We start from the raw sequence: 21,997 nt of genomic DNA on the forward strand, positions 1-21,997 counted from the left end.
TAAATAAGATGAAATGCTCGAGAACCCCTACATCCTCTATGGTTTGTAGGGGTTTTCTATTTTGTTTTGTATCTACCTCCAAATTATGAGTTTTTTAATTGTTGGGAGAGGGAAAAATAAAACAAGAAGCCAAAAAGAGAGAGAAGTGAGTATATGATAGATGAATTATTTGGCCTTTATGATTTATTAATCAAAAAAGAGCAAACGATGAATGAGACTCTTCAAATGGTAAGCAGTGTAAAGGGCAATCAATTCTTAGAGGAAGTAATTATCCGTACAGAAAAACTCATCGTGAAATCCTTTGGAGGTCAAGAGGAGCATTGGCTAGAAATCAATCAATTTAATGATGCTTTCTTCCAATATCGACATAATTTTATCAAAAGGGATCATCTCATCTCTATAATTAAGAAGACGATAGGTTAATTAAGGTTCCAGCCCTTACCGCGTGAGGTGTGCTACCAGAAGTTTTGAATTTCTAGCAAAAACAAGGTTTAGGAACTAGAAAACCGGGCAATTTGTTACTACAAATAATCTGAAAATAGCAAAAAAAATATATAATCAAAAAAAAGGAGGAATTTTTCTGGAAAAACTAATAGGTCTGATGGTCATCGCTGTGGTATTGACTGCTTGTGGAACTGATGAAACAGAAGTGCAGCCGCAAACTGACGAACAGATCGTAGAAGAAGTTGAAGCAGCAGAGGATCAGGGAGAACAAGGGAAAGAAAATGAAGAATCTGTTGAAGCTGATTCAAGTGAAGCAGATCCAAAAAGCCTTCAAAGTGCAATTCCAAGCGATTGGGAAGTGAAATTACCAACGGATTTTCCTGTCACAGAAGGGAAGCATTTAACTGCTATCACATCTTCAGAGGAGAATGAAGTAACCTACGAATTTTATGAAACAGATCAAGAGCTACCTATAAATGATCCGAATGTAAAGAAATCTGGTCAATTGATCGGAAATTTAGTAATTACTAAATATGAAACAGCAGATGCTGCAGGTGAAGAGATTGATCAAACCGTATTCGCTGATGGAGAACCTGTGGATTTAGGGCATGGCATCACAGGTTATCAGGATGGAGGAGCAGGGTCCTTATTTACAAGCTGGAATGAAGGGCGCTGGGCTATCACCGCTCGTTCAACAACAGAAAAATCAGAGGAAAGCCTGGCAACAGCAAAAGAAACGGTAGAATTCCTGGAAACGAATATGCTGCCAATTCCAAAGCAATATGGTCATTTGCATGTTGATGCAGAAGATAGCGGCAGTCTAGCCAAATGGCAAAAGCAGAACATCGTTTATACAATGACAGATTTCGGTGACCAAACACTGGATTGGCTTGTAACATTTAAATAAATGGGATTAGAATTAACAATTTGGCACTTTCCGTGGAAAAAAGGAAAGTGCCTTATTAGCTTACACCTTAAAATCTTTCCAACGTTAAATCCATATTTATGCCGGTAGCTGCCTTAAAGCCGTCAGCTGCAGCAATCATCAAGGAAGAGGGACCGACTTTTTCTGTCTCACCTGCAATGTAGACGCCATTTACTGTTGTACGTCCAAAACCGTCTGTGATAATACCTCCGTTTTCATCCGCTTCACAATTTAATTGCTCGGCGAATTTATTTGGGCGATAAAAGCTTGGAATTACAAAGCCGCCATTTCTTGGGATGGCTTCACCGGATTCTAATTCAATGCTTTCCAAGTTCCCATTCTCTCCATGCAAGCTTTTAATCATATCTGTATAGACTTGAATCTTTTTGCCTTCAAATGTATTTCGCGTATTATCAGATATTTGATGACCATTAGTGAAAACGATTAAATCCTTCGACCAGTTAAAAACCAATTTAGTCATATGAAGCAGGTGATCTTCATTTTCAGCAACGATAGCTAAGGGCTGGTCTCTCAGCTCCCAGCCATCACAATATGGGCAGCTGTATAAGCTTTTGCCGTAATATTGTCTAATTTGCGCTAAGGAAAATTCCTCCTGTACACCTGTTGCTAACAATATTTTTTCAGTTAGATAGGTTTTGTTGTCTGACGTAACTAAGAATAGATTCGTCTCAGTATCCTTAGTTATCTCTTGCACCGTTTCATTTGAAATTGATACAGAAGGGTATGGCTCTAAATCTTTTATTGCTATATCTTTAAATTCTTGTGGTTTAATATTATCCCTTGTTAAGAAACCATGTGACTCTTGCGTAACACGGTTTCGATTTCTTCCATTATCCAGGACGGCCACCTTTCTACGGGCTCGCCCTAAAGTTAATGCAGCACTTAATCCAGCAGGTCCTGCACCAACTACAACACAATCAAATTTTTCCATTCTTAATCTCTCCTCCTGATTTTTAATGTATATTATAGAGTCATAATATCTATGATTGAAGTAAACATAAAAGACATCAATAATTAAATAGATGTCTTCTTCATTTTGTTAGCAAGATCAACGATAAGTGTTTGATTCAATTCATGTAAAAGCTTTGCCTCAGCCGATTCGATTGCCTTCTGAATTAAACAATCCGGATTATGACTGTGACAGTATTCAAAAATAGGGGTCAACCCTTCAATAGCATTAATAACATCCAGTATAGAAAGCTTTTCCCACCCAGCTTTTAGCTTATAGCCACCATTCGCACCCGAAACAGACTCAACCATCCCCGACTTGACAAGCTTTGTAAGTATTTTAGATAAATAGGTTGTTGAAACATCCTGCTGTTCAGCCAATTTGGCCACACCTATATGCGCATTAGGCGGGTTCGCAGCTAAAAACATCATGGTGTGAAGCGCATAATTCGTTGCTTTCGTTAACTTCATAATATCACCTAATTGTAGACTTAATGTGTCTATAATATCAACTTAGGTTTTTAAAGGCAAGTACTTGGTTTGGAGAGGGGGCTTACTTAGGATAAAATACGCTGTTATAACAATTCTTTTTCTCATAGTGGCTGAGAATAAGTTTTCTTTCAGGAATTAGATGGTTAATATGAATCCTTTTTTAGGGACGTTTTACGTGCATCCTCACCTCAGCAGCACCCAATATCAACCTATCACTTTACAGTCATTTGGTACATTTCCATCATTTATCCATGTTTCTACCAGCAGATTAAAATAGTCTGGTGTTGCTAAAGTTACTCCATGTCCGATATTAGGTAATAGGAGACCAATACTATTTGAATTTGCTGCTACAATATCTTTTGCAGACTTCTTCATGATTGCCTTTTCCTTTTCACCTACAGTTACCAGTATTCTTCCTGATGCATTTCTAAAGTCTTTAGGTAGTTCGAATGACATGTTTTCTTTCAATACTCTTACTAGCGTTTCGGGCTTTAGTTGACAGCTTTCTTTATAATATTTTTCAAAGTAGCTTTCACTTATATATAATGTTTTTGCTTGTAGTTTGGAAAACCACCTTTGTTTGATTAACGGAAAGGTTAAGGTTATAGCTGGTTTCACAAATTTTTTAGCGAATGAAAGGGGTCTGACTGACGCACTATTTATGATTGCAAAATCGATTAAATCTGGCTTCATACTTAACAGCTGAATAATTACTTGAGAGCCTAATGAAAATCCAATAACGACTACTTTCTTTCCTCCGGATTTTTCTTCGATTAATTTAATTAATTCTTCTGCACTATCTTTTATAGAAAACTTATTTTCAAAATTGTTTAATCCATGTTCAGGTAGAGTGGGAACTATACAATGATAATGCGTAAAGTATTCAATTTGTTTATCCCACATCCAATCACTAACCCCACCTCCATGTAAAAAAAACATTAGAGATGCACTTTTATCCCCATATTCCTGATAACGTAACGACAATTATTTCACCTCTTTTTATAGCTTTATAAATGCTACGCTCTGAATGAATGAAAAGTTTCATTTAATCAACGATCTAATGAATGTTTAATGTATTATAACCTTATGAGGAATTGTGTTAAAATAATAAGCAAGAATAGCATTTCGGAGGTGAGCGTTTTGACAATGGGGATATTAGCCCTTATCACGATGGCAGTGTGGTTTATACAAATTAACGAATTCAATAAACCGAAAGAAAAGCAAAACAATCGAAAAACGATACTATTAACTTCCTTTGGTTGCCTTTTAACATTGGTTTTAACCGTTGATCTTTTTAAAAATTTCCTTGCATAATAATTAATTATTGACCGCTTTTCTAATGTAGAAGAGTGTTTTTTTTATAAAGTTTTTTGGTATAATAAGGAAATCTGGTGAGGGCATTTAGGAGGTAATTTTGTGTCATCTACATATATAATCTACAATATTGTAGATTATGGGTTCATACTTTTACTGAGTTACATATTTATAGATATATTTCTGGACTATTTTAGAAAATCGAAAAGCAGTAATTTAAATAGAATCCTTCTATATAGTTTTCTATTTTATTTGTTAAGTTTAATTCAAATCAAGTTTGGAGGTATTACACTTCCACTTATCGACCCTGCTGATAGTCAAAGCACATTCATTTATGAAGGGGCTTGGTTTGGCCTATTCGATATAATGCATTTCAACATTTCTACTTTTAGTTATTCGGCTATCTTTTATAATCTCGTAATTTTATTACCTTTGGGAATATACCTATCCGTTCTTTTCAAAATAAAAAATAGCCTTAAAGCATTCTCAATCGTCACTCTCACTTGTATTGGCGTTGAATTAATTCACAATTTATTTGGTAAAATGGGCTTGGTTATTGGAGGCATGACGATTATTCCAATAGTAATTATTTTGTTAATAAATATTATTAGAGGTATTATTGGTTTCCTAATAGCTGAGCGAGCATTGAAATGGATGAGATCGCTTAAAAATACAGGTGAAGTTAAATTAAGCTAACTATTTTAAGATGGTTGGTTTGTAGGAATGGAGTTTTAAAGTTGAAGAAGAATAAAATTTTTGTTACATCCTTATTACTCGGAGTAATGGTCATCTCGGCTGCCTGTGGAAATTCATCAGAAAAGACTTCGGATCAGAATCGGTCGGAAGTGAATAAAGAATCATCGGAAAATTCATCGTCGAGTGAAATTTCCACTGCTATTACAAATCCAGTTGTTTCTGAAAATAGTGACGTGAATGACGACAATGAAGATAGCAAAAAATTACTATCCCAATATTCTAGTGAACAAATTGAATATGCACGAGTTTGGTTACAGCTTGGACCAAACCAAGAGATCGATGAATTGAATGTTCGTAAGATTTCAGCTGGTGTACCTATCAATCCTGATGATGAAACAAGTGCCAACTATCCAGAAGATGTGATCCAGCTAGCCGGTTCTCGTTTAGTAGATGGGTCCGTCACTTATAGTGGAAATGGGGATGGAACCATTAATGTATACAACGTGCCATTACGGTGGGATGGTAACTATCCGGCCGGGGAAGATTTCTACAAGGATATAATTGAAAATACTAAGCAAGTGTCTATTGAACCTGGAAATGACGAAAAAATCATTGCATTAATTAAATTGCAAATAGTTCATCAGTAAGCTCGGGGTGGAGATAAGGGAAGAGTACTTGGGGGAGCTACTTATAAAATTGAAATAACGGGAAAATTTTCGGTTAAATTGGAAATGTGGATGATTTAGTGGAAATAAAGGAAGAATTTCCTGTTATTTGGATAAAATCACATAATTTAGCCTTATTTAAAGCGGATAACGGAAAAAACTTCCCTTATATTAGCTTCAAAGAGGCTCTCCACATTCAATAACCGAAAAATCTCCTCCTATTTCAACTCTTCAAAGCTTCTCGTCACTGGATTAACGGAGAAATTTCCGCTTATTTTGCCAGCTACCCATAATTTCATGAAAATAAAGGAAGAATTTCCTGTTATTTGGATAAAATCACATAATTTAGCCTTATTTTAAGCGGATAACGGAAAAACCTTCCCTTATATTAGCTTCAAAGAGGCTCTCTACAAAAATAACGGAAAAATCTCCTCTTATTTCAGCTTCAAATTTACTCATCACATACAATAACGGAAAAATCTCCCTCTATTTCAGCTCCAATTCCACACTCCCCAAGCCTTAACAGGAAAAATTCCCCTTATCCTCACTTCGCTCTCCACAAATTCCCCAGATTCCCCCATAAAATCCATTCCAACCAACCTCACCCCAACAACCAAAAAAACATCCTCCCATTCCTTTGGGAAAATGAGGATTAATCGGCGCTATTTGGGGAAAAAATAGTATGAACGCAAATTAAAGGATGCTTTATGCCTGGTGGGGCAAAAGATCTAACGAGGAGGTTCATAGTAAATGGGTAAGACAGAACAAACGGTTGCTGAGTTGATGGTGGAGCAATTGTCGATGTTTGGGGTAAAACGGATTTATGGTGTTGTGGGTGATGCGACTATTGGGCTTATCGATGCACTGGCTAAGCAGGAGAAAATTCAATATATTGCCGTAAAGCATGAGTCGACAGCTGCTTTTATGGCTTCCGCGGAGGCGAAGCTAACAGGTGGGCTTGGTGTTTGTACCGCAACGATGGGGCCAGGTGCAGCCAATTTGCTGAATGGGCTCGGTGATGCATATGCAGACAGAGCGCCAGTGCTCGCAATTACTGGACAGGCCCCGACTGATAAAATTGGCACGGAATATCAGCAATATGTTGACCAGCAGGAGCTGATGAGTCCTTTTGCTACGTATTCAGCTAATCTAGCAAGTCCGGACGCGACGATTGCCGTGCTTCAGAAAGCGGCGCGAACATCGCTTGGACAGCGGGTTGTGTCGCATATATCTGTTCCTAAGGATATTTTCTTGAAGCCTGCTACTGGAAAGCCGCGCGCGTTACCGGAAGTGATTGAGGGTCCTGCCGTCTTCACAAAGGAAAGCTTAAAAAAGGCAACAGAAATCATGAAAACAGCGAAGCGACCAATGATACTTGCTGGTTCCGGGGCGACCTCTGTTACAGAGGAGCTAGAGAAGCTTGCTGAATTGTGGGGAGCCGGCATTCTTGTAAGCTTGGGAGGAAAGGGATTGTTCGATGAGTCCTCCAAGTATATTTTACAAGGGATTGGGGAGGGTGGTAATCCACATGCTGCTGAATTGTTTAAACAGGCGGATGTGGTGCTTCTTGCCGGTTCGACTTGGTGGCCAGAAGGGTATGTCCCAACGAATGCACGAATCATCCAGATTGACCGTCAATTCGATAAATTTGTAAAAGATATTCCAACAGAGCTCGGAATCTCGGGCAAAACAGAAGAAGTCCTGCCATTCTTGACGGAGAGTCTTCAGGGATTCTCTCGTTCAGAGGATTGGGTCAATCGTTGCCTGGAAGTAAAAGAAAAATGGGCGGCTCAAAATGAGAAGGAAGGCAGTACGGAAGGCTTCCCTGTTCATCCAGCGCGAATAATCCGCGCCCTTGACCGAACAGTTGCAGCCGATGCAATTCTTGCCCTTGATACAGGTGATAATACTGTCTGGACGAATCGTATCTTCCGACAAAAGGAGCAATCTGTATTATTCTCTGGCTATTGGCGTACAATGGGCTTTGGACTTCCAGCCGCTATGGTAGCGAAGCTTGCGAAGCCTGAAAAGCAGGTAGTAGCAATTGTGGGAGACGGTGGACTTCAAATGGTACTTGCTGATTTATTGACAGCTACCCGCTATAAGCTCAACATTACAGTCGTTGTCTTAAATAATGAGTCTCTGCAAATGGAACGGGACAAAATCCAGGCTGAAAACAAGAAGGAGATTGGGGTCGATTTAACCAACCCTGATTTTATAAAATTAGCAGAGGCCTGTGGATGGCAAGGTTTCCGTGCAGAGTCAGACACAGAGCTTGAATCGCTGCTAGAACAAGCACTCAATACGAATGCGCCGACTCTAGTAGATATCAGCACGGCCCAGGTATTCTTCCCAGAAACTGAATAAAAAACGGTGGTGATCGAACTAGCTTGGAATAGTCGGTCACCACTTTTTTATGGGCAATCGCCATTCTTATCGAATGCTCATAATGAGCTGTTTAATAAGCGGCCTCCCTAAATACTCCAGTTTATTATTATCTAATTGTAGCCCCCAGAAGTATATGGCTCCCAGTATGCTTTGTACAAGTATTTTATAAAAAATATAGGTAGATTCAATGTTTTTGATAGAGTTATCCTTTATCCCATCCTCAATAATCTCTCGAAGAATTATATAGAGCTTGCGGTCCTCGTTTGTAAAAAACGTATGCTCATTACTAATAATTGCGGCGGAATAAATGACCCGCATCAGCTCTTTCCCCATATCCTCCTCGATGCAGTGAAGCACTTCATAGCAAAAGGCTTCCAATCTTTCTATTGCCGTAGGATATTGTGGCTTTAGCTCCTCGTATATTTTTATATATCGCTCATCCAATTCCATAAAACGATTCATGAAAATACTGGATTTAGAAGGGAAATGCTGATAAAAGGAGCCCTTGGACGTTTTACTTTCCTTTACAATTCGATCGACCGAGACGTTATCATAGCCATGTTTTTTAAATAAACCGATTGCAACCTCCATGATGTGAAGCTGGGTTTGAATCCCTTTTGCCGTTTTATTCTCTAAATTAACCATTTTTTCTCCTTAAATATAATTTTTTTGTTGGAATTTTTATATTTTTCAGTTAATATAATTATAACATTAGACTACAGTCTGGTCAAAGGGGGATGGAAATGGAGAAACTAAGGAATGTAGAGGAATTAGCGTCACTATTCAAGGATAATATGCGATTGCTCGTAGGGGGGTTCGGAATTTCAGGTACACCATTAACGTTATTGGATGCTTTAGCAAAATTTGAAGCAGGGAACTATGAAATTGTGAGCAATAATTTGGGGGATGATGGGAAGGGGCTTCATAAGGTTTTTGAAGCAGGTAAAATCACTAAAGCAATTGGCTCTTTTTTCACCATTAACAAAGAGGCAGTTATCGCTTGGTCAAAGGGAGAATTGGATATTAGTCTATTGCCGCAGGGAACCTTGGCAGAGGCCATCCGCTGCGGTGGTGCCGGAATCGGTGGCTTTTATACACCGACTGCTGTAGGAACAAGACTGGCTGAAGGCAAGGAAATTCGCGAAATTGATGGGGTTCGTTACTTATTTGAAAAGGCCATCAAGGGGGATATTGCTCTCATCAAAGCATCGAAGGCCGATAAAGCAGGAAATCTAGTCTATCATACAACTGCTAGAAACTTTAACCCATTAATGGCTACCGCTGCAGAGACAGTAATTGTAGAGGTAGATGAAATTGTTGAAATAGGAGAATTGAATCCTGAAGAAATCGTAACACCACATATCTATGTCGATTATGTAATTGAAAGCAAGTACACAAAGCAAGGAGGTGCTTACGTTGAATTTAGATAGTCGAGAAATCATCGCAAAGCGTATAGCACAGGAGCTAAAAGATGGCGACGTAGTAAATCTTGGAATCGGCATTCCAACACTCGTATCTAAATATATTGGTGATAAAAAAGTATATCTTCAGACAGAAAACGGTTTACTCGGGATGGGGCCGCCACCAAATGAGGATGAAGTAGATATCGATTTGATAGATGCGGGGAAGGCGACAGTAACTATTATGCCGGGAGCTTCCTTTTTTGACAGCGCTTTCTCATTTGGGATGATCAGGGGAAATCATATTGATGTAGCAGTTTTGGGTACCCTCGAGGTTGACCGTTATGGCGAGATAGCAAACTGGTCCGTGCCTAATCAACCAATTTTAGGTGTTGGCGGTGCAATGGATTTAGTAGCCGGAGCAAAGAAAGTAATCGTAGCCAGTACTCTCTTTACAAAGGATGGCTCTCCTAAATTAGTAGAATCATTGACACTGGACTCTAGTGGTGAACGTCGTGTTGAGCAATTTGTGACAGAATATGCGAGCTTCACCTTCCAGGAGAGTGATATATTCATAGACGATATCTATGGTGATTTATCATTTGAGGAGCTAAAGGAACGAATTGGGCTGCCGTTAAAACAAAAATAGAATAGTGGGGGTGGAAGGGTATGTGGAGTTTAATCTCGATAGGTATTTCATTAATTCTATTAATCACTTTGGCTTTAAGAGGATTTAGTATTATCATCATTGCTCCCGTTGTAAGTTTGTTCGTAATGGTAACAAATGGCTTGCCGATTTTGGAGACGTTCCAAGGGGCATATATGACAGGATTTATCGGCTATGTTCAGAAATACTTCCTCATCTTTTTATTTGCAGCGATGTTTGGAAAGCTGATGGATGATAGTGGTGCAGCTCGCCAAATCGCCAACCTTTTACTAAGGCTCATAGGTAAGAATAGTAAATATAAAGTGCTGGTAGCGATAATGATTATTTGTGCGTTCTTAACGTATGGCGGTATAAGTTTATTCGTTGTAATATTCGCCGTATTGCCTATCGCAAAGCCATTATTCAAGGAATTGGATATTCCATGGCATCTATTCATGGCACCCTTTTTTACCGGTATTGGAACCTTCACCATGACAATGCTGCCGGGGACACCTTCTGTGCAGAACATTATTCCCACAAAGTATCTTGACACAACTGTGACGGCAGCTCCTTTACTTGGGATTATTGCAACGGTATTTGTCCTTGCCATTAACCTTTGGTATATGAAGTTTGCTCTAAGACGCTCAGAACAACGCAAGGAAACCTATGCAGCTATGACAAATCCAGATAAAGATAGTGATGGAGGCATTAAGGATCACTTTGAAGGTCGTGTATTGCCAAATGTATGGGTAAGCTTTATTCCGCCGATTGCGTTACTGGTCTTATTGAATATTTTTAAGGTGGAAATTGTTTACACGCTAATGGGTGTTGTTGTACTAACGGTTGTATTGTTTTGGAAACACATCGCGATCAAAAAAGATTCGATTAATGATGGCGCCGTCTCTGCCGTCCTACCGATCATCAACACAAGTGCTGACGTTGGTTATGGATCTGTTATTGCCATTACAGCGGGCTTCGGTATTTTCAGCGAGATTATGACGGATATTCCAGGCAGTCCACTTATTTCGCTTTTCCTGGCAACAACCGCACTTGCCGGAATAACAGGGTCCTCAAGTGGTGGTCTTGGGATAGCGATGGAAGCGTTATCCTCAACTTACCTGAAGCTTGGACTAAACCCGGATGCCATGCACAGAGTAGCTGCCATTGCCGCAGGCGGATTGGATTCACTGCCGCATAATGGAGCAGTAATCACAATATTGGTTGCATCAAAGCTAACGCATAAAGACGCTTACAAGCATGTATTTGCCACTTGTGTAGTTGCACCATTGATTGCAAGTATCCCAATGCTAATAGCAGCAGTTTTATTCTACTAGAATTCAAGGAGGTAAAAGGATGATACAAAAAGTTGGAGTAATTGGAGCAGGAACAATGGGTTTTGGGATTGCCTTTCAATTTATCACCAATGGAATTCCTGTAGTCTTGCAGGATATTAAAGAAGAATCGTTGAATTTAGCAAAGGAAAAGATAAAAACATACCTAACCATTTTTCGTGAAGAAGAGAAATCGTTTAAGGATTCAGATGAGGGGATTTTTGATAGACTAACACTTTCAACATCCATTCAGGAGGTAGCTGATTGTGACTTAGTCATTGAATCTGCAACGGAAAACCTCGAACTAAAACAGAAGATTTTTAGACAGCTAGATGAAATTTGTGCTGAGCATGCCATCCTGACATCCAATACATCAAGCTTGAAGCTTACAGACATCATTCGCGATGTAGAAAAGCATAAGGATCAAGTAATGCTAACTCACTTTTTTAACCCGGCACATATCGTCCCGCTTGTGGAGCTTTTAAAAGGACCTGAAACAAATCAGGAGAGCTATGATGAAGTGAATGCACTTATGGAAAAAGTGGGCAAGGTCACAATTGAAGTTCGAAAAGAGAAGCCAGGTCTTGTGGCAAACCGCATACAAACCGCCTTGGCGCGCGAAGCATTATCGTTATTGGAAGAGGGAGTTGTTTCCGAGAAAGATTTAGAGAGTGCAATATTTGCAGGACCTGGCTTTCGATTCGCGACAAGTGGCCTACTGAAGATTATGGATTTTGGGGGATTAGATGTTTGGGACATTGTAATGGAGCAATTACAGCCTGAGATTGAATCTAATGTTTGCTCCTTTAGCGTTATTAAGGAGAAAACAGAACAAGGTCATCTAGGAGTTAAGGCTTCAAAGGGGTTCTTTGAATATCCAGGAAAAGGCTTGGATCACTATGTAATCGAGCGAGATCGTTCATTAATCCAACAACTAAAAACATTCGACAAAGTACAAGGGGGAAACTAGGATGCGTAATATTTTAGTAACAGGTGCTGGAGGCGGACTCGGATCAGCGATGGTTAAGAAGTTTGTTGAGGAAGGAGATTATGTTTTTGCAGCAGATTTAAATCTGGAAAATGCACAGTCAGTGGCACAAATTTATCCAGGGAAGGTAGAGGCAATTGAGCTGGATGTTTCCAACTCAGATTCTGTTAAAAGTGTAATAGATTATATTTGCAAGGAAAATGAGCTTCATGTTCTCGTAAATAATGCCGGTATCCAATATCGTGCGAAAATAGAGGACTTTCCAGAAGAGAAGTGGGACTTACTGCAAAATGTCATGCTAAAGGGCCCCTTCTTAATGACGAAATATGTGTTTCCTTATATGAAAAAGCAGCAGCATGGACGGATTGTCAATATTTCCTCTGTCCATGGGGAGCTGGCAACACCAGAGAAAGTCGCCTATGTAGCAGCTAAGCATGGTGTGATTGGATTAACTCGCGTTGCAGCGCTTGAAGGGGCGATGCATGGGATTACAGTAAATGCTGTACTGCCAGGCCCCGTAAAAACACCTTTACTAGTGAAGCAGCTAAAGGATCTTGAAGAAAGCAGGGGAATGACTGAAGGGGAAGCATTGAATGAAATTGTCTATCCAAAGCAAGCGATGCAGCGCTTTATCACTGCAGAAGAAATTGCGGATGGGGTATACTTCATTTCCTCGAAGCACGCAAAAGGAATAACAGGCGAAACGTTAAGTGTATCAGGTGGAATGTAAAGGGAGGATGAAACAGATGACAGCATATATTGTAAACGGCAGCAGAACGGCATTTGGCAAATTTGGTGGAGCATTTGCAGACACAACAGATATTGAGCTTGGGGTTGTCGCTGTAAAAGAAGCATTGCAGCGATCAGGTGTGGAAGCAGCACAAATCGATGAAATTATATTCGGCAATATTATCCATACAACAAGCTCATCAGCCTATCTGGCACGCCATATTGGCTTAAAAAGTGGATTGAAGGAAGAAAGTACAGCACTTACGGTCAACCGCCTATGTGGGTCGGGCTTACAGGCGATTGTCTCAGCTGCGCAGGAAATTGAGCTTGGAAATGCTCATGCATTAGTTGCTGGTGGTACAGAAAACATGAGCCAGGCACCGCAAGTATTACGCGGTACACGCTTTGGTTCACCGAATAAAGCCCCTCTTGTTGAGGATATGCTTTGGGCTACTTTGTATGACGAGGTTGCAGGCTGCGGTATGGGAATGACTGCTGAAAACCTGGCTGTTAAATATGGAATTTCCCGTGAAGAACAAGACGAGTTTTCCTATAATTCACATAAACGTGCGGCAGAAGCAAGCCGCTCCGGTCGTTTTGCCGAAGAAATTGCACCTGTATCGGTGAAGACAAGAAAAGGCATAGTTGAAGTGACAGCGGACGAACATATCCGTGAAGAGATTACGATGGAGGGCTTAGCCAAATTAAAGCCGGCCTTTAAAAAGGATGGAACGGTATCAGCAGGCAATGCCAGTGGGATTAATGATGGCGCAGCAGCGGTCGTCGTTGTATCAGAAGAATTCTTAAAGGAGAACCAGCTAAACCCATTAGCTAAAATCGTCACTTCAGCAACAGCAGGAGTCGACCCAACAATTATGGGAATCGGTCCAGCTCCAGCCATTCGTAACGTATTAAGAAAAGCGGATTTAACCTTAGAAGACATTGGCCTATTCGAGCTCAATGAAGCCTTCGCCGCCCAGTCTTTAGCAGTCGTAAAAGAGCTAGGCATCGACCAAGAAAAAGTAAATGTCAACGGAGGTGCAGTAGCACTTGGCCATCCAGTAGGTGCAAGTGGTGCTCGCATCACCTACTCCCTCGCATTAGAAATGCAAAAACAAGGTGTCAAATATGGCATAGCAAGCCTGTGCATCGGTGGCGGTCAAGGAATTGCTATCTTACTAGAGAATCCGAATGTATAGTAGGATTTAAATAAGTTTCTATTAAATGGCGTGTTTCTTAGGAAATGCGTCTTTTTTTATTTGAACGAGTTATTAGTAAAAAAAGGTTGATTTGGGCACTTCAGATTGGATATTTATGTTAAAATTGGAGGTGAATATACAAAAAGGATGGAAAAGGAATCGTTATGAAGCTTCTAAAAATAATTTTATGTATTATCGTGTTTGCGATAGCAGGATATAGTTTATGGACTGATGAATTTGGAACAATCCCGATTCTTCTATTATTTCTTGGGTTAACCACTTTAGTCTCAGGCATTACTGAATATCAAGAAAAGCATAAACTGAATGCATATTTGTCTTTCCTATCGGCGGGGTTTTGTATTTTTGTTTGTGTTTATATATTTTTTAGTTAACAGCAACATTTCTTTATGTTGGATAGTGAAGGAGACTTAAATGGCTAAAAATAGAATCTTGTTTTTAAGTTGTTATGGAATTGCATTAATTCTACTTTTATATTTTGGGCTGAATAGTTTGTTTGTCAGTATATTAAACGAAACATTCCCCAATGTGAATTTTATAATAGTTTTACTTTTACTTATCATTGTTAGTTTTTCGATTGGTTTAGGAATTCGTCAGTACATAAATAGCTTTACTAAAGACAAAAGAAATAAAATGAAAAATTTCATTTTTGGTATCACACTATTTAGCTGGTTAATAGTTTTAGGTATGTTTTGGGTTATTTGAACTCTAAAACAAAGAAGTAATTTGGAAGGCGGTAGCGCTATGGCTGGGTTTATTATGTATCTTATCTTTATGATAATAATGTTCGTTCTGTTATTTGATGGACACGCGATAAGGAAGCAGAATGAGGAATTAAAAGCTCAAAATGAAAAAATTTTAGCTGAAATAGAATATTTGAAAAGAAAGCTGTGATAGGAGGGGGCTAAAGTTGGAAAGTAAAATTGAATTCTATGAAAAAACCTACCAAAATTTTAACCCCTATCAGCATTTTATTTCCCGTATTCAAGAGATGGAGCAGAAATCCAGCTATGGGGCAGAGGCTGCGGTGAAATGGCTTGAGCTCCTAAAGGAAACTCGAATTCATGAAGCCTATCCTGTAATTCATCCGATTGGTCAGGAGACATTTTCATTATACGCTGAATTTCCAACTGGCGTTTTTGAATATGCTTTGGATATTGACGGTGCCACTGCACTTATTAAGGCAAAAGGAATTCAACCGGTTAGTTTCTCTCCCTCAAAAATTATTGAAGCTGTCGACCAGGGCAACATCAATAAGGATCCAAATCGCATAAAACCAAATCATAAAAACCCTGTAATGGTACTTCAAAGCAAATATCTAACGAACGATAAACCTTATTGCATCAACGGAAACCACCGAATTTATGAGGCCTATCAAAATAACGACGAGCAAATAGAAGTCTTCTTATTTAGAGATAAGGAGTTCAGCCTATTCTTTTATGATGCCCTAAGCGAAGCAATCTACTTTTTGGAGATAGATTACAATAATGTGATTTCGGAAGATAGGTAAAATCGATTTTATTTGAAGAGGAACTTGTGCAAGTGAAAGAAATTGAGAATGAGGTGGAAAAATGGATAGAGAAAAAACAAAAGCAGCCTTTTTACTTTGGGTATTTATACTGATTGTGGAAATAGTTTGGTTCTACCTAAAAAGACAAACCCTTTTTACAACAGGAGAAACTATGTTTTTTGTCACAGTCATAATAGTTACGCTTTCTGTGGGAGCGCTTGGGATAAGGATGTTTGGGAGTACGAAGGAAGACTAACTTCATCAACCGGAATATTATAGAGGGAGGGCTAAAATGGGGATGACAGCTGGTTTTTTAGTATTGATTGTCAGTATTGCGAATGCCATTCTTAGTAAATTAATTCTTGGAAATAATAGAAGAAAAGTTTCTGAAACTGAGGGTAAATATATTCAAATAGGGGGATTAATCGTAATTGCAATCATTGGTCTCTGTAGTATTTTCTTTATTTTTGACATTCTAGAAGCAAATACCATGAGATGGTTTTGGTTATTTTTTCTTATACTAGCAGTAGGTTTTCATGCAATCATGGAGTGGACGTTTCTGAGGGAGTCAAAGGAGTATGTGGTTTCGCTAGTGGTGTTAATGATTGGCCTAATTTATATTTTTATGTTTATGTTTTAGTGGATAATTATATTAAACTGCCTATTCTTTATGCAATGAAATTTTAAATTGAATCGTAAGTATTATGAAGAAAGACCCTTTAATTCACAGAGTCCTATTGTAAAATATTAGTAGGAGGTGGTCATGTGAAAGTGAGACGTATACGTGGCTTTGTAATAGACTTTCTACTTTCAATAGCTTTCTGTATCATTCTTTCAATTCTAGCGTTTCTAGTTATAGCAGTTATAACTTTACTATTCTTGCCTTTCGTTGCAAGCTACGGAGAAACATGGAATCCGATTTTATCAGCAATTATAAATGGTTTGCTGCTATTAGGTTTTTTAGCGTTTGTGGTGACGTCACTTGGTGTAAACTTCAAATTCACCTTAACATGGGGATACAAATTGAACGGTTTAATGCTTGGAAATTCCGGTAAGCTTCGATTGTTTACATGGTGGTTTATAAGAAACGGTATCGCGGGTCTTTTTATATTTATTTATGCCTATCATCGAGGGAATAATATGGACTATGATTACCTACTTTTCCCAATTGCTCTCTATATATTTTATTTAGGGATCGATGGGATTGTATTCTTCCTTACAAACGGAAAGAAAACCTTAACAGATATTTGGACAGGTATCGAAGTGTTAGAAACATCGGACGTAGTAAACGAAAATACACAGCAGTCTCTATACTGATTTTAGCGCTTTCCCTGTAAGTGGGTTAAGCGCTTTTCTATTTACTGAACAAACCCTCTTCCGTTTTCTGTATAGGATTCTAGATGAATTTTGCCATTTTCTCTGTAGTAAAGATAACTTTTATCATCATTTTTCAACTTTACACTTACCATATAATTTCTTGCCCCACTTAAATTTGCGATAAAGGCTTCACTAGTAATAATATTGGATTTTGCAATTTTCTCTTCAGATATTAAATAGTCGACTACAGCATTTTCTAGATTGTTTTTTTGATAGATTATGAAACCGAAAACACTTCCTCCAAGGGTAACTAATAACCCAACAATAATCAAAAATTTTTTCATAGAATTCTCCTTTGTTAAAGTGGAAGCTGATACTACTTTTCTATTTTCATCGATAAAACCCAAAGAAAATCTTCTTCGAGCATAATTTGAATGTCCACGCCTAGGCTTATCAGCTGCTCGGCCTTTAATTGCTTGGAGCTAACCCCGCGGCGTTTGTCCCCAAGAATAACAAAATCCGTTTCCTTTGTAACAGCCCCTTGCAAAACCCCTCCATAAGCGCGCACCTTTTTCGCAGCCTCAACACGTGTCATAGTGGAAAGAGCTCCCGTAAAAACAATTTGTTTATTAGAAAAGGGATGTACTAATTGCTGTGCCGGGTTAGAAAACTGAATAACCTCTATGTTGTCTATATTTTCGTTCATATAACTTCTCCTTGAGTGAATCGGCCGTAATGATTAATCTATTTTATCATAAAAAGTGGTCGCACTTGGAAGATGCTAGATTATAAAAGAAAGTGGCTAGATTTCGACAAAAAGTGGCTAGATTATTGTTAAAAGTGGCTGAATTATTGCCAAAAGTGGCGAGATTCCAAATGAAATCTTCCATAATATCTAGATTAAACGCGAAATTTTGTGATGTTTTGACTAACTATCATGGCGAATAATTGATAGTATCCCTCTATATACTTTCGACAGTCTGCTAGATATTCTTAAAGAGTGAATAGTTTTAATATTACGAAAATATGGAGGGGTCAAATGAAGAAGAAGATTATCGCACTATCTGTCACGGGAATATTAGCTTTAGGAGTTATAACTCCAGCTGCATCAACGGCTTTGGCGGTAGGAAATGGTCCAAGCTATGGTGGAAATGAATCCATCCAAACCTCTAACTTGTATACTTACGACGGAATGGTAGAGTATCTGAAAAAGCAGGATGCCAAGCAAGACGCACTACAGCTTGAGGTAATTGGGCAAACGGTCAAAAAACGAGATATCTATTTGGCAAAATATATTACAGACCCAAGTAATCCGACCGTTCTTTTTTTAACGCAGCAGCATGGGAACGAACAATTAACAACAGAGGGTGCCCTGGAATTTATCAAGCATCTCGGCACAAATAAAACAAAGGGCGTTCTTGAGAATGTGAATATCCTGATAGTACCGATGCTCAATGCGGATGGGGCAATGGGAGATGTGAATTTCTCTCTTGAAGATTATATTGCAGATGGAGGACGTCATCTAACTCGCTATAATGCAGTCGGGACGGACTTAAACCGTGACCATGTCGATAAAATCCAGCCTGAAACTCAAGCGCTGCATGAAAATGTTCTCCAAAAATATGATATCGATTACATGATCGATTTGCATCACCAAGGAACAGATTACGAGCGAGATGGAAAACTCGTTTCTGGCTCTATGCTTTATCCAACGAACGAAAATGTAAAACCGGAAGTGCTAGAGAAATCCCAAAAACTTGGTGCCGTTGTATTTAACGCAGTGGATTCAACTGGATGGGGTCATATTGGAAAATACAATGGTGGTAGTGGAGAAAACATTGGCCGAAACGGTGCCGCGGTACAGTACGATATTGCCACGCTATTATTCGAAATGCGTGGAATGTCAGATCACGAAGACCCTTCGCGTGTCATTGGCCAAAAAAGTAACGGCTACTTAATCAAGCAAACCATCACAACACTTGACGCAACAGTACGTGCAATTGCAGATGGGTCCATCGAAACGGTTGATTACAGCTTCTGGGATACTTTAGCTACACAAACGATACGTGAGACTGAATAAAAAGGGGACAATCTTTAGGTTTTTATTTCGTCACTCTAAACAACTGAGTACCTTTTGACAAGTAAAAAACCCGAGAATTCTAAAGGATAGCGATTCTGCTATCCTTTTTTTGTCATTGTGCGAGTTGATAGAAGGAAATAAAGATAATACTCGGTCTGAGTATCTTTCAATAGGAGTATGAAGGTCAGGATGGAAAGGAATTCAAAGAAAAGTGTCTTTCATGAGAGTGATGAAAGACAGTATGGAAAGGAATTCAAAGAAAAGTGTCTTTCATAGGAGTGATGAAAGACAGTTTGAAAAAGTCTCTTGGAAAAGTGTCTTTCATGAGAGTGATGAAAGACAGTATGGAAAGGAATTCAAAGAAAAGTGTCTTTCAGTAAGCCCGTAATCAAATAACGCATATAAACATCTTGGCATCTCCGATACGATAGACATATCAATTCAAGGAGGTGCCACTTTTATGCCAACCACAAAATTAACGATTGTCCCTGTGACATTAGATCCTATTATTAACAACCTCTCATCTGTAACATCGCAACCACAAGTCCATGCTCCAAACTGCATGATTAAAGCAACTGGTGTTGAAATTTCCTTCTTCAATGGTGTAGATGAGCACATTATCCAAGTCATCATGAGGGAGTTGAGCAATCGATGAAACATGATTTTACAAGTGTAAAAAACATATATATCATCTGTGGCAAAACGGATATGCGGAAAGGAATTGACGGTCTAGCAACACTCATTCAAGATTCATTTGAATTGGATCCATATAGTGATTCCATCTTTCTGTTTTCAGGATGGAGCAAGGATCGTTATAAATGCCTATACTTTGATGGCGATGGCTTCGCCATGCTTTATAAACGATTAGATAACGGCAAGCTGCAATGGCCAAAAAATGAAAATGAAGTACGTAACCTTTCACAACAGGAGCTTCGTTGGCTGTTAGAAGGATTATCGATTCAACAGCCAAAGGCAATTTCAAAATCTGCAAAAGGTGTCTTTTAAATTAATTCATCTAAATGATATAATCATTCATAACTTATACTGAACGGAATGTGGTGAATGATTTGGATAACGCTTCAACAACAGAACAAGTGATTCGATTACTTGAAGAACAATTAGCTTATATGAAAAAACAAAATGAAGAGCTTTCAATTAAGCTAGATCAGTCGTTATCTCAAAATAAGGCACTAGCTGAACAAATTCGCCAATTAACAAAGGCTTTATACGGTTCTAAATCAGAAAAATCTAAGTATCAAGCGCCCGATGGACAAGGTTCATTATTTGAAGATGATCCGTTTTTTAGCGATTCTGAGCACACAGAAGAACAAAGCACGCCAACTGTTACGTATACAGTTGTTCGGAAATTACATAAGAAAAAACGGAATGATGCTTTTTTAGATGGGATTGAAGTGGAAGAAGTCCACCATCATCCTGACAATACGCAGTGTGACTGTTGCCATGGTGAGATGATTGAAATTGGTACAACAATTGCACGTGAAGAAGCAAAATTTATTCCAGCTACAATGAAGCGTGTTCAGCATATCGAACATGCTTATGAGTGTAAGCATTGTAAAAAGGATACCTCCCAAAAGGCACAAATCAAAAGAGGGAAAGCACCGCAAGCTGTCATTCAGCGAAGCATTGCAGGACCAACTGTTTTAGCAAAGCTTATCTACGATAAGTTTATTCAGTATTTACCCCTTTACCGTCAGGTAAAAGAATGGGAACGATATGGTTTACTTACTAATGATAAGAATTTATCGAATTGGGTCATTCGTGTAGCTAAAGATTGGCTTCTACCGGTCTATGAACAGATGAAAAAGATATTAATAGCAAAATCTGTTCTCCATGTGGATGAAACCTATGCACAAATTATTAAACGGTCAGACGGGAAATGTGGTCAATCGAACGCCTATAATTGGGTATTCCGAAGTGTTCCAAGCCAGGGGCCAATCATTATTCTTTTCCAGAGCGCTTTATCTAGAAGTCGTACCATACTGGAAGAGTTTACGGCTGGCTTTAAAGGAACCCTCATTTGTGATGGTTATTCTGCATATGGTAATCTACCTAATGTCATCTTCGCTAACTGTTGGGCTCACGTTCGACGTTATTGGCTGAAAGCCGATAGTAAAAATGGGCAAATTGGCGTGAATTATTGTGATCAACTCTATCACTTAGAACGCCAATTTAAGCAGCTTTCACCAAGTGAACGCCGAAAAGCAAGACAAAAATATTCGAAGCCCATTGTGGAGAAATTCTTGAAATGGGTAGATGAATCACCTTTCTTCGGAAAAAATGCACTCGCAAAAGCAGCGGAATACACTTTAAATCGTGTACATGGGTTAAAGGCATTTCTGTTTGATGGTCGGATTGAAATTGATAATAATCCAGCTGAAAATGCGATTCGTCCAAATGTGATTGGTCGAAAAAACTGGCTTTTCTCTGTTAGTGAAGCTGGTGCTAAAGCAAATACCATCTGTTTAAGTTTGGCAGAAACGGCAAAAGTGAATGGCATCGATTTCTATCAATACCTCGTGAAGGTGATGACTGAGTTGCCGAATTTACCAATTAATCAACAGCCTGAACTTTTAAATGATTACATGCCTTGGTCGAAAAATATCCAAGCTACATGTGCAAAATAGCCAGCTATCCGAAAAAATTTCAGATAGCTGGCCATTGGTCGTGCGTACCGAAAAGGTGCGCTATTTTTATATTTCGGGCTTACGTCTTTCATGAGAGTGATGAAAGACAGTATGGAAAAGAATTCAAAGAAAAGTGTCTTTCATGAGAGTGATGAAAGACAGTTTGAGAAAGGATTTAAAGAAAAATGTCTATCATGAGAGTGATGAAAGACAGTACGGAAAAGAATTCTAATTAAAGTGT

At 38.8% G+C, this 21,997-nt stretch carries 30 protein-coding genes; 24 read left to right on the forward strand and 6 right to left on the reverse strand.

Going from position 1 to position 21,997, the window contains the following annotated elements; all coding sequences use genetic code 11:
- The first annotated feature begins 153 nt into the window (after positions 1-153).
- Both BJ095_RS10345 and BJ095_RS10350 read left to right on the forward strand, forming a co-directional pair.
- Positions 154-423: a hypothetical protein gene (locus BJ095_RS10345; RefSeq protein ID WP_107932983.1), complete on the forward strand. Its 270-nt coding sequence runs from the start codon at positions 154-156 to the stop codon at positions 421-423.
- Between the two features lie 178 nt (positions 424-601).
- On the forward strand, positions 602-1,351 hold the full coding sequence (locus BJ095_RS10350; RefSeq protein WP_107932985.1) for a hypothetical protein: 750 nt from the start codon (positions 602-604) through the stop codon (positions 1,349-1,351).
- A 67-nt stretch (positions 1,352-1,418) separates the two neighbouring features.
- On the opposite strand, the gene BJ095_RS10355 is transcribed toward BJ095_RS10350, so the two are convergent.
- From BJ095_RS10355 to BJ095_RS10365, 3 genes are all read right to left on the reverse strand, one after another.
- Positions 1,419-2,321, reverse strand: coding sequence for an NAD(P)/FAD-dependent oxidoreductase (locus BJ095_RS10355; RefSeq protein ID WP_107932987.1), 903 nt, complete (start codon positions 2,319-2,321; stop codon positions 1,419-1,421).
- Positions 2,322-2,404: 83 nt separating this feature from the next.
- Positions 2,405-2,809, reverse strand: a complete 405-nt coding sequence (locus BJ095_RS10360) for an RrF2 family transcriptional regulator (protein WP_107932989.1) — start codon at positions 2,807-2,809, stop codon at positions 2,405-2,407.
- Between the two features lie 225 nt (positions 2,810-3,034).
- Positions 3,035-3,814, reverse strand: coding sequence for an alpha/beta fold hydrolase (locus BJ095_RS10365; RefSeq protein ID WP_107932991.1), 780 nt, complete (start codon positions 3,812-3,814; stop codon positions 3,035-3,037).
- A 156-nt stretch (positions 3,815-3,970) separates the two neighbouring features.
- On the opposite strand from BJ095_RS10365, the gene BJ095_RS19045 reads away from it, so the two are divergent.
- The 5 genes from BJ095_RS19045 to BJ095_RS10380 all read left to right on the forward strand — a co-directional run bounded on the left by BJ095_RS19045 (position 3,971) and on the right by BJ095_RS10380 (position 7,872).
- A complete protein-coding gene (locus BJ095_RS19045; protein WP_181418034.1) occupies positions 3,971-4,144 on the forward strand; it encodes a hypothetical protein in 174 nt (57 codons plus the stop codon).
- A 252-nt stretch (positions 4,145-4,396) separates the two neighbouring features.
- On the forward strand, positions 4,397-4,840 hold the full coding sequence (locus BJ095_RS10370) for a hypothetical protein (RefSeq protein WP_235867634.1): 444 nt from the start codon (positions 4,397-4,399) through the stop codon (positions 4,838-4,840).
- Between the two features lie 41 nt (positions 4,841-4,881).
- Positions 4,882-5,487: a hypothetical protein gene (locus tag BJ095_RS10375; RefSeq protein ID WP_235867635.1), complete on the forward strand. Its 606-nt coding sequence runs from the start codon at positions 4,882-4,884 to the stop codon at positions 5,485-5,487.
- 86 nt (positions 5,488-5,573) lie between these two features.
- Positions 5,574-5,708: a hypothetical protein gene (locus BJ095_RS19410; protein WP_268968882.1), complete on the forward strand. Its 135-nt coding sequence runs from the start codon at positions 5,574-5,576 to the stop codon at positions 5,706-5,708.
- Positions 5,709-6,255: 547 nt separating this feature from the next.
- Complete coding sequence (locus BJ095_RS10380) at positions 6,256-7,872, forward strand: thiamine pyrophosphate-binding protein (RefSeq protein WP_107932995.1); 1,617 nt, start codon at positions 6,256-6,258, stop codon at positions 7,870-7,872.
- Positions 7,873-7,938: 66 nt separating this feature from the next.
- On the opposite strand, the gene BJ095_RS10385 is transcribed toward BJ095_RS10380, so the two are convergent.
- Entirely contained in the window at positions 7,939-8,538 is a 600-nt protein-coding gene (locus BJ095_RS10385) for a TetR/AcrR family transcriptional regulator (protein ID WP_107932997.1), read from the reverse strand.
- A gap of 98 nt (positions 8,539-8,636) precedes the next feature.
- On the opposite strand from BJ095_RS10385, the gene BJ095_RS10390 reads away from it, so the two are divergent.
- The 13 genes from BJ095_RS10390 to BJ095_RS10445 all read left to right on the forward strand — a co-directional run bounded on the left by BJ095_RS10390 (position 8,637) and on the right by BJ095_RS10445 (position 17,031).
- A complete protein-coding gene (locus tag BJ095_RS10390; RefSeq protein ID WP_181418035.1) occupies positions 8,637-9,323 on the forward strand; it encodes a CoA transferase subunit A in 687 nt (228 codons plus the stop codon).
- Positions 9,310-9,942: a 3-oxoacid CoA-transferase subunit B gene (locus tag BJ095_RS10395; protein ID WP_107933000.1), complete on the forward strand. Its 633-nt coding sequence runs from the start codon at positions 9,310-9,312 to the stop codon at positions 9,940-9,942. The genes BJ095_RS10390 and BJ095_RS10395 overlap by 14 nt, the downstream gene beginning before the upstream one ends.
- A 20-nt stretch (positions 9,943-9,962) precedes the next feature.
- Complete coding sequence (locus tag BJ095_RS10400; protein ID WP_107933002.1) at positions 9,963-11,273, forward strand: GntP family permease; 1,311 nt, start codon at positions 9,963-9,965, stop codon at positions 11,271-11,273.
- 19 nt (positions 11,274-11,292) lie between these two features.
- Positions 11,293-12,240 (forward strand): 3-hydroxyacyl-CoA dehydrogenase family protein, encoded by a 948-nt coding sequence (locus BJ095_RS10405; RefSeq protein ID WP_107933004.1) that lies wholly within the window; start codon positions 11,293-11,295, stop codon positions 12,238-12,240.
- Between the two features lies 1 nt (position 12,241).
- Entirely contained in the window at positions 12,242-12,988 is a 747-nt protein-coding gene (locus BJ095_RS10410; protein WP_107933006.1) for a 3-hydroxybutyrate dehydrogenase, read from the forward strand.
- A gap of 16 nt (positions 12,989-13,004) precedes the next feature.
- Positions 13,005-14,186: an acetyl-CoA C-acetyltransferase gene (locus BJ095_RS10415; RefSeq protein ID WP_107933008.1), complete on the forward strand. Its 1,182-nt coding sequence runs from the start codon at positions 13,005-13,007 to the stop codon at positions 14,184-14,186.
- Between the two features lie 164 nt (positions 14,187-14,350).
- Positions 14,351-14,578 carry a DUF3953 domain-containing protein gene (locus tag BJ095_RS10420; protein WP_107933010.1) on the forward strand — a complete coding sequence of 76 codons (228 nt, stop codon included), beginning with the start codon at positions 14,351-14,353 and terminating at the stop codon, positions 14,576-14,578.
- Between the two features lie 40 nt (positions 14,579-14,618).
- Complete coding sequence (locus BJ095_RS10425; RefSeq protein ID WP_107933012.1) at positions 14,619-14,909, forward strand: hypothetical protein; 291 nt, start codon at positions 14,619-14,621, stop codon at positions 14,907-14,909.
- Between the two features lie 39 nt (positions 14,910-14,948).
- On the forward strand, positions 14,949-15,098 hold the full coding sequence (locus tag BJ095_RS19050) for a hypothetical protein (protein ID WP_181418036.1): 150 nt from the start codon (positions 14,949-14,951) through the stop codon (positions 15,096-15,098).
- A gap of 16 nt (positions 15,099-15,114) precedes the next feature.
- Complete coding sequence (locus BJ095_RS10430) at positions 15,115-15,714, forward strand: hypothetical protein (protein ID WP_107933014.1); 600 nt, start codon at positions 15,115-15,117, stop codon at positions 15,712-15,714.
- Positions 15,715-15,775: 61 nt separating this feature from the next.
- Complete coding sequence (locus BJ095_RS10435; protein WP_107933015.1) at positions 15,776-15,970, forward strand: hypothetical protein; 195 nt, start codon at positions 15,776-15,778, stop codon at positions 15,968-15,970.
- A 42-nt stretch (positions 15,971-16,012) separates the two neighbouring features.
- Positions 16,013-16,354, forward strand: a complete 342-nt coding sequence (locus tag BJ095_RS10440; RefSeq protein ID WP_181418037.1) for a DUF4181 domain-containing protein — start codon at positions 16,013-16,015, stop codon at positions 16,352-16,354.
- A 125-nt stretch (positions 16,355-16,479) separates the two neighbouring features.
- On the forward strand, positions 16,480-17,031 hold the full coding sequence (locus tag BJ095_RS10445) for a hypothetical protein (protein ID WP_107933019.1): 552 nt from the start codon (positions 16,480-16,482) through the stop codon (positions 17,029-17,031).
- 41 nt (positions 17,032-17,072) lie between these two features.
- Here the strand turns inward: BJ095_RS10445 and BJ095_RS10450 are convergent, their stop codons facing one another.
- Together BJ095_RS10450 and BJ095_RS10455 are read right to left on the reverse strand one after the other, a co-directional pair.
- The gene (locus BJ095_RS10450) at positions 17,073-17,375 is read right to left on the reverse strand and encodes a DUF3139 domain-containing protein (protein ID WP_146223214.1); all 303 of its coding nucleotides are present in this window, start codon (positions 17,373-17,375) and stop codon (positions 17,073-17,075) included.
- A gap of 32 nt (positions 17,376-17,407) precedes the next feature.
- Entirely contained in the window at positions 17,408-17,737 is a 330-nt protein-coding gene (locus tag BJ095_RS10455) for a BRCT domain-containing protein (RefSeq protein ID WP_107933022.1), read from the reverse strand.
- A 333-nt stretch (positions 17,738-18,070) separates the two neighbouring features.
- Here BJ095_RS10455 and BJ095_RS10460 point away from each other — a divergent pair, with 333 nt between their 5' ends.
- From BJ095_RS10460 to tnpC, 4 genes are all read left to right on the forward strand, one after another.
- Positions 18,071-19,111, forward strand: a complete 1,041-nt coding sequence (locus tag BJ095_RS10460; protein ID WP_107933024.1) for a M14 family zinc carboxypeptidase — start codon at positions 18,071-18,073, stop codon at positions 19,109-19,111.
- Between the two features lie 460 nt (positions 19,112-19,571).
- Positions 19,572-19,766: a hypothetical protein gene (locus BJ095_RS10465; RefSeq protein WP_081102078.1), complete on the forward strand. Its 195-nt coding sequence runs from the start codon at positions 19,572-19,574 to the stop codon at positions 19,764-19,766.
- Complete coding sequence (tnpB, locus tag BJ095_RS10470; RefSeq protein ID WP_061401031.1) at positions 19,763-20,116, forward strand: IS66 family insertion sequence element accessory protein TnpB; 354 nt, start codon at positions 19,763-19,765, stop codon at positions 20,114-20,116. Before BJ095_RS10465 ends, tnpB begins: the two co-directional genes overlap by 4 nt.
- A 122-nt stretch (positions 20,117-20,238) precedes the next feature.
- Positions 20,239-21,756, forward strand: coding sequence for an IS66 family transposase (gene tnpC, locus BJ095_RS10475; RefSeq protein WP_438695937.1), 1,518 nt, complete (start codon positions 20,239-20,241; stop codon positions 21,754-21,756).
- The last annotated feature ends 241 nt before the right edge of the window (positions 21,757-21,997 follow it).

This window comes from Ureibacillus chungkukjangi, from assembly GCF_003217295.1.
GTDB classification, from domain to species: domain Bacteria; phylum Bacillota; class Bacilli; order Bacillales_A; family Planococcaceae; genus Ureibacillus; species Ureibacillus chungkukjangi.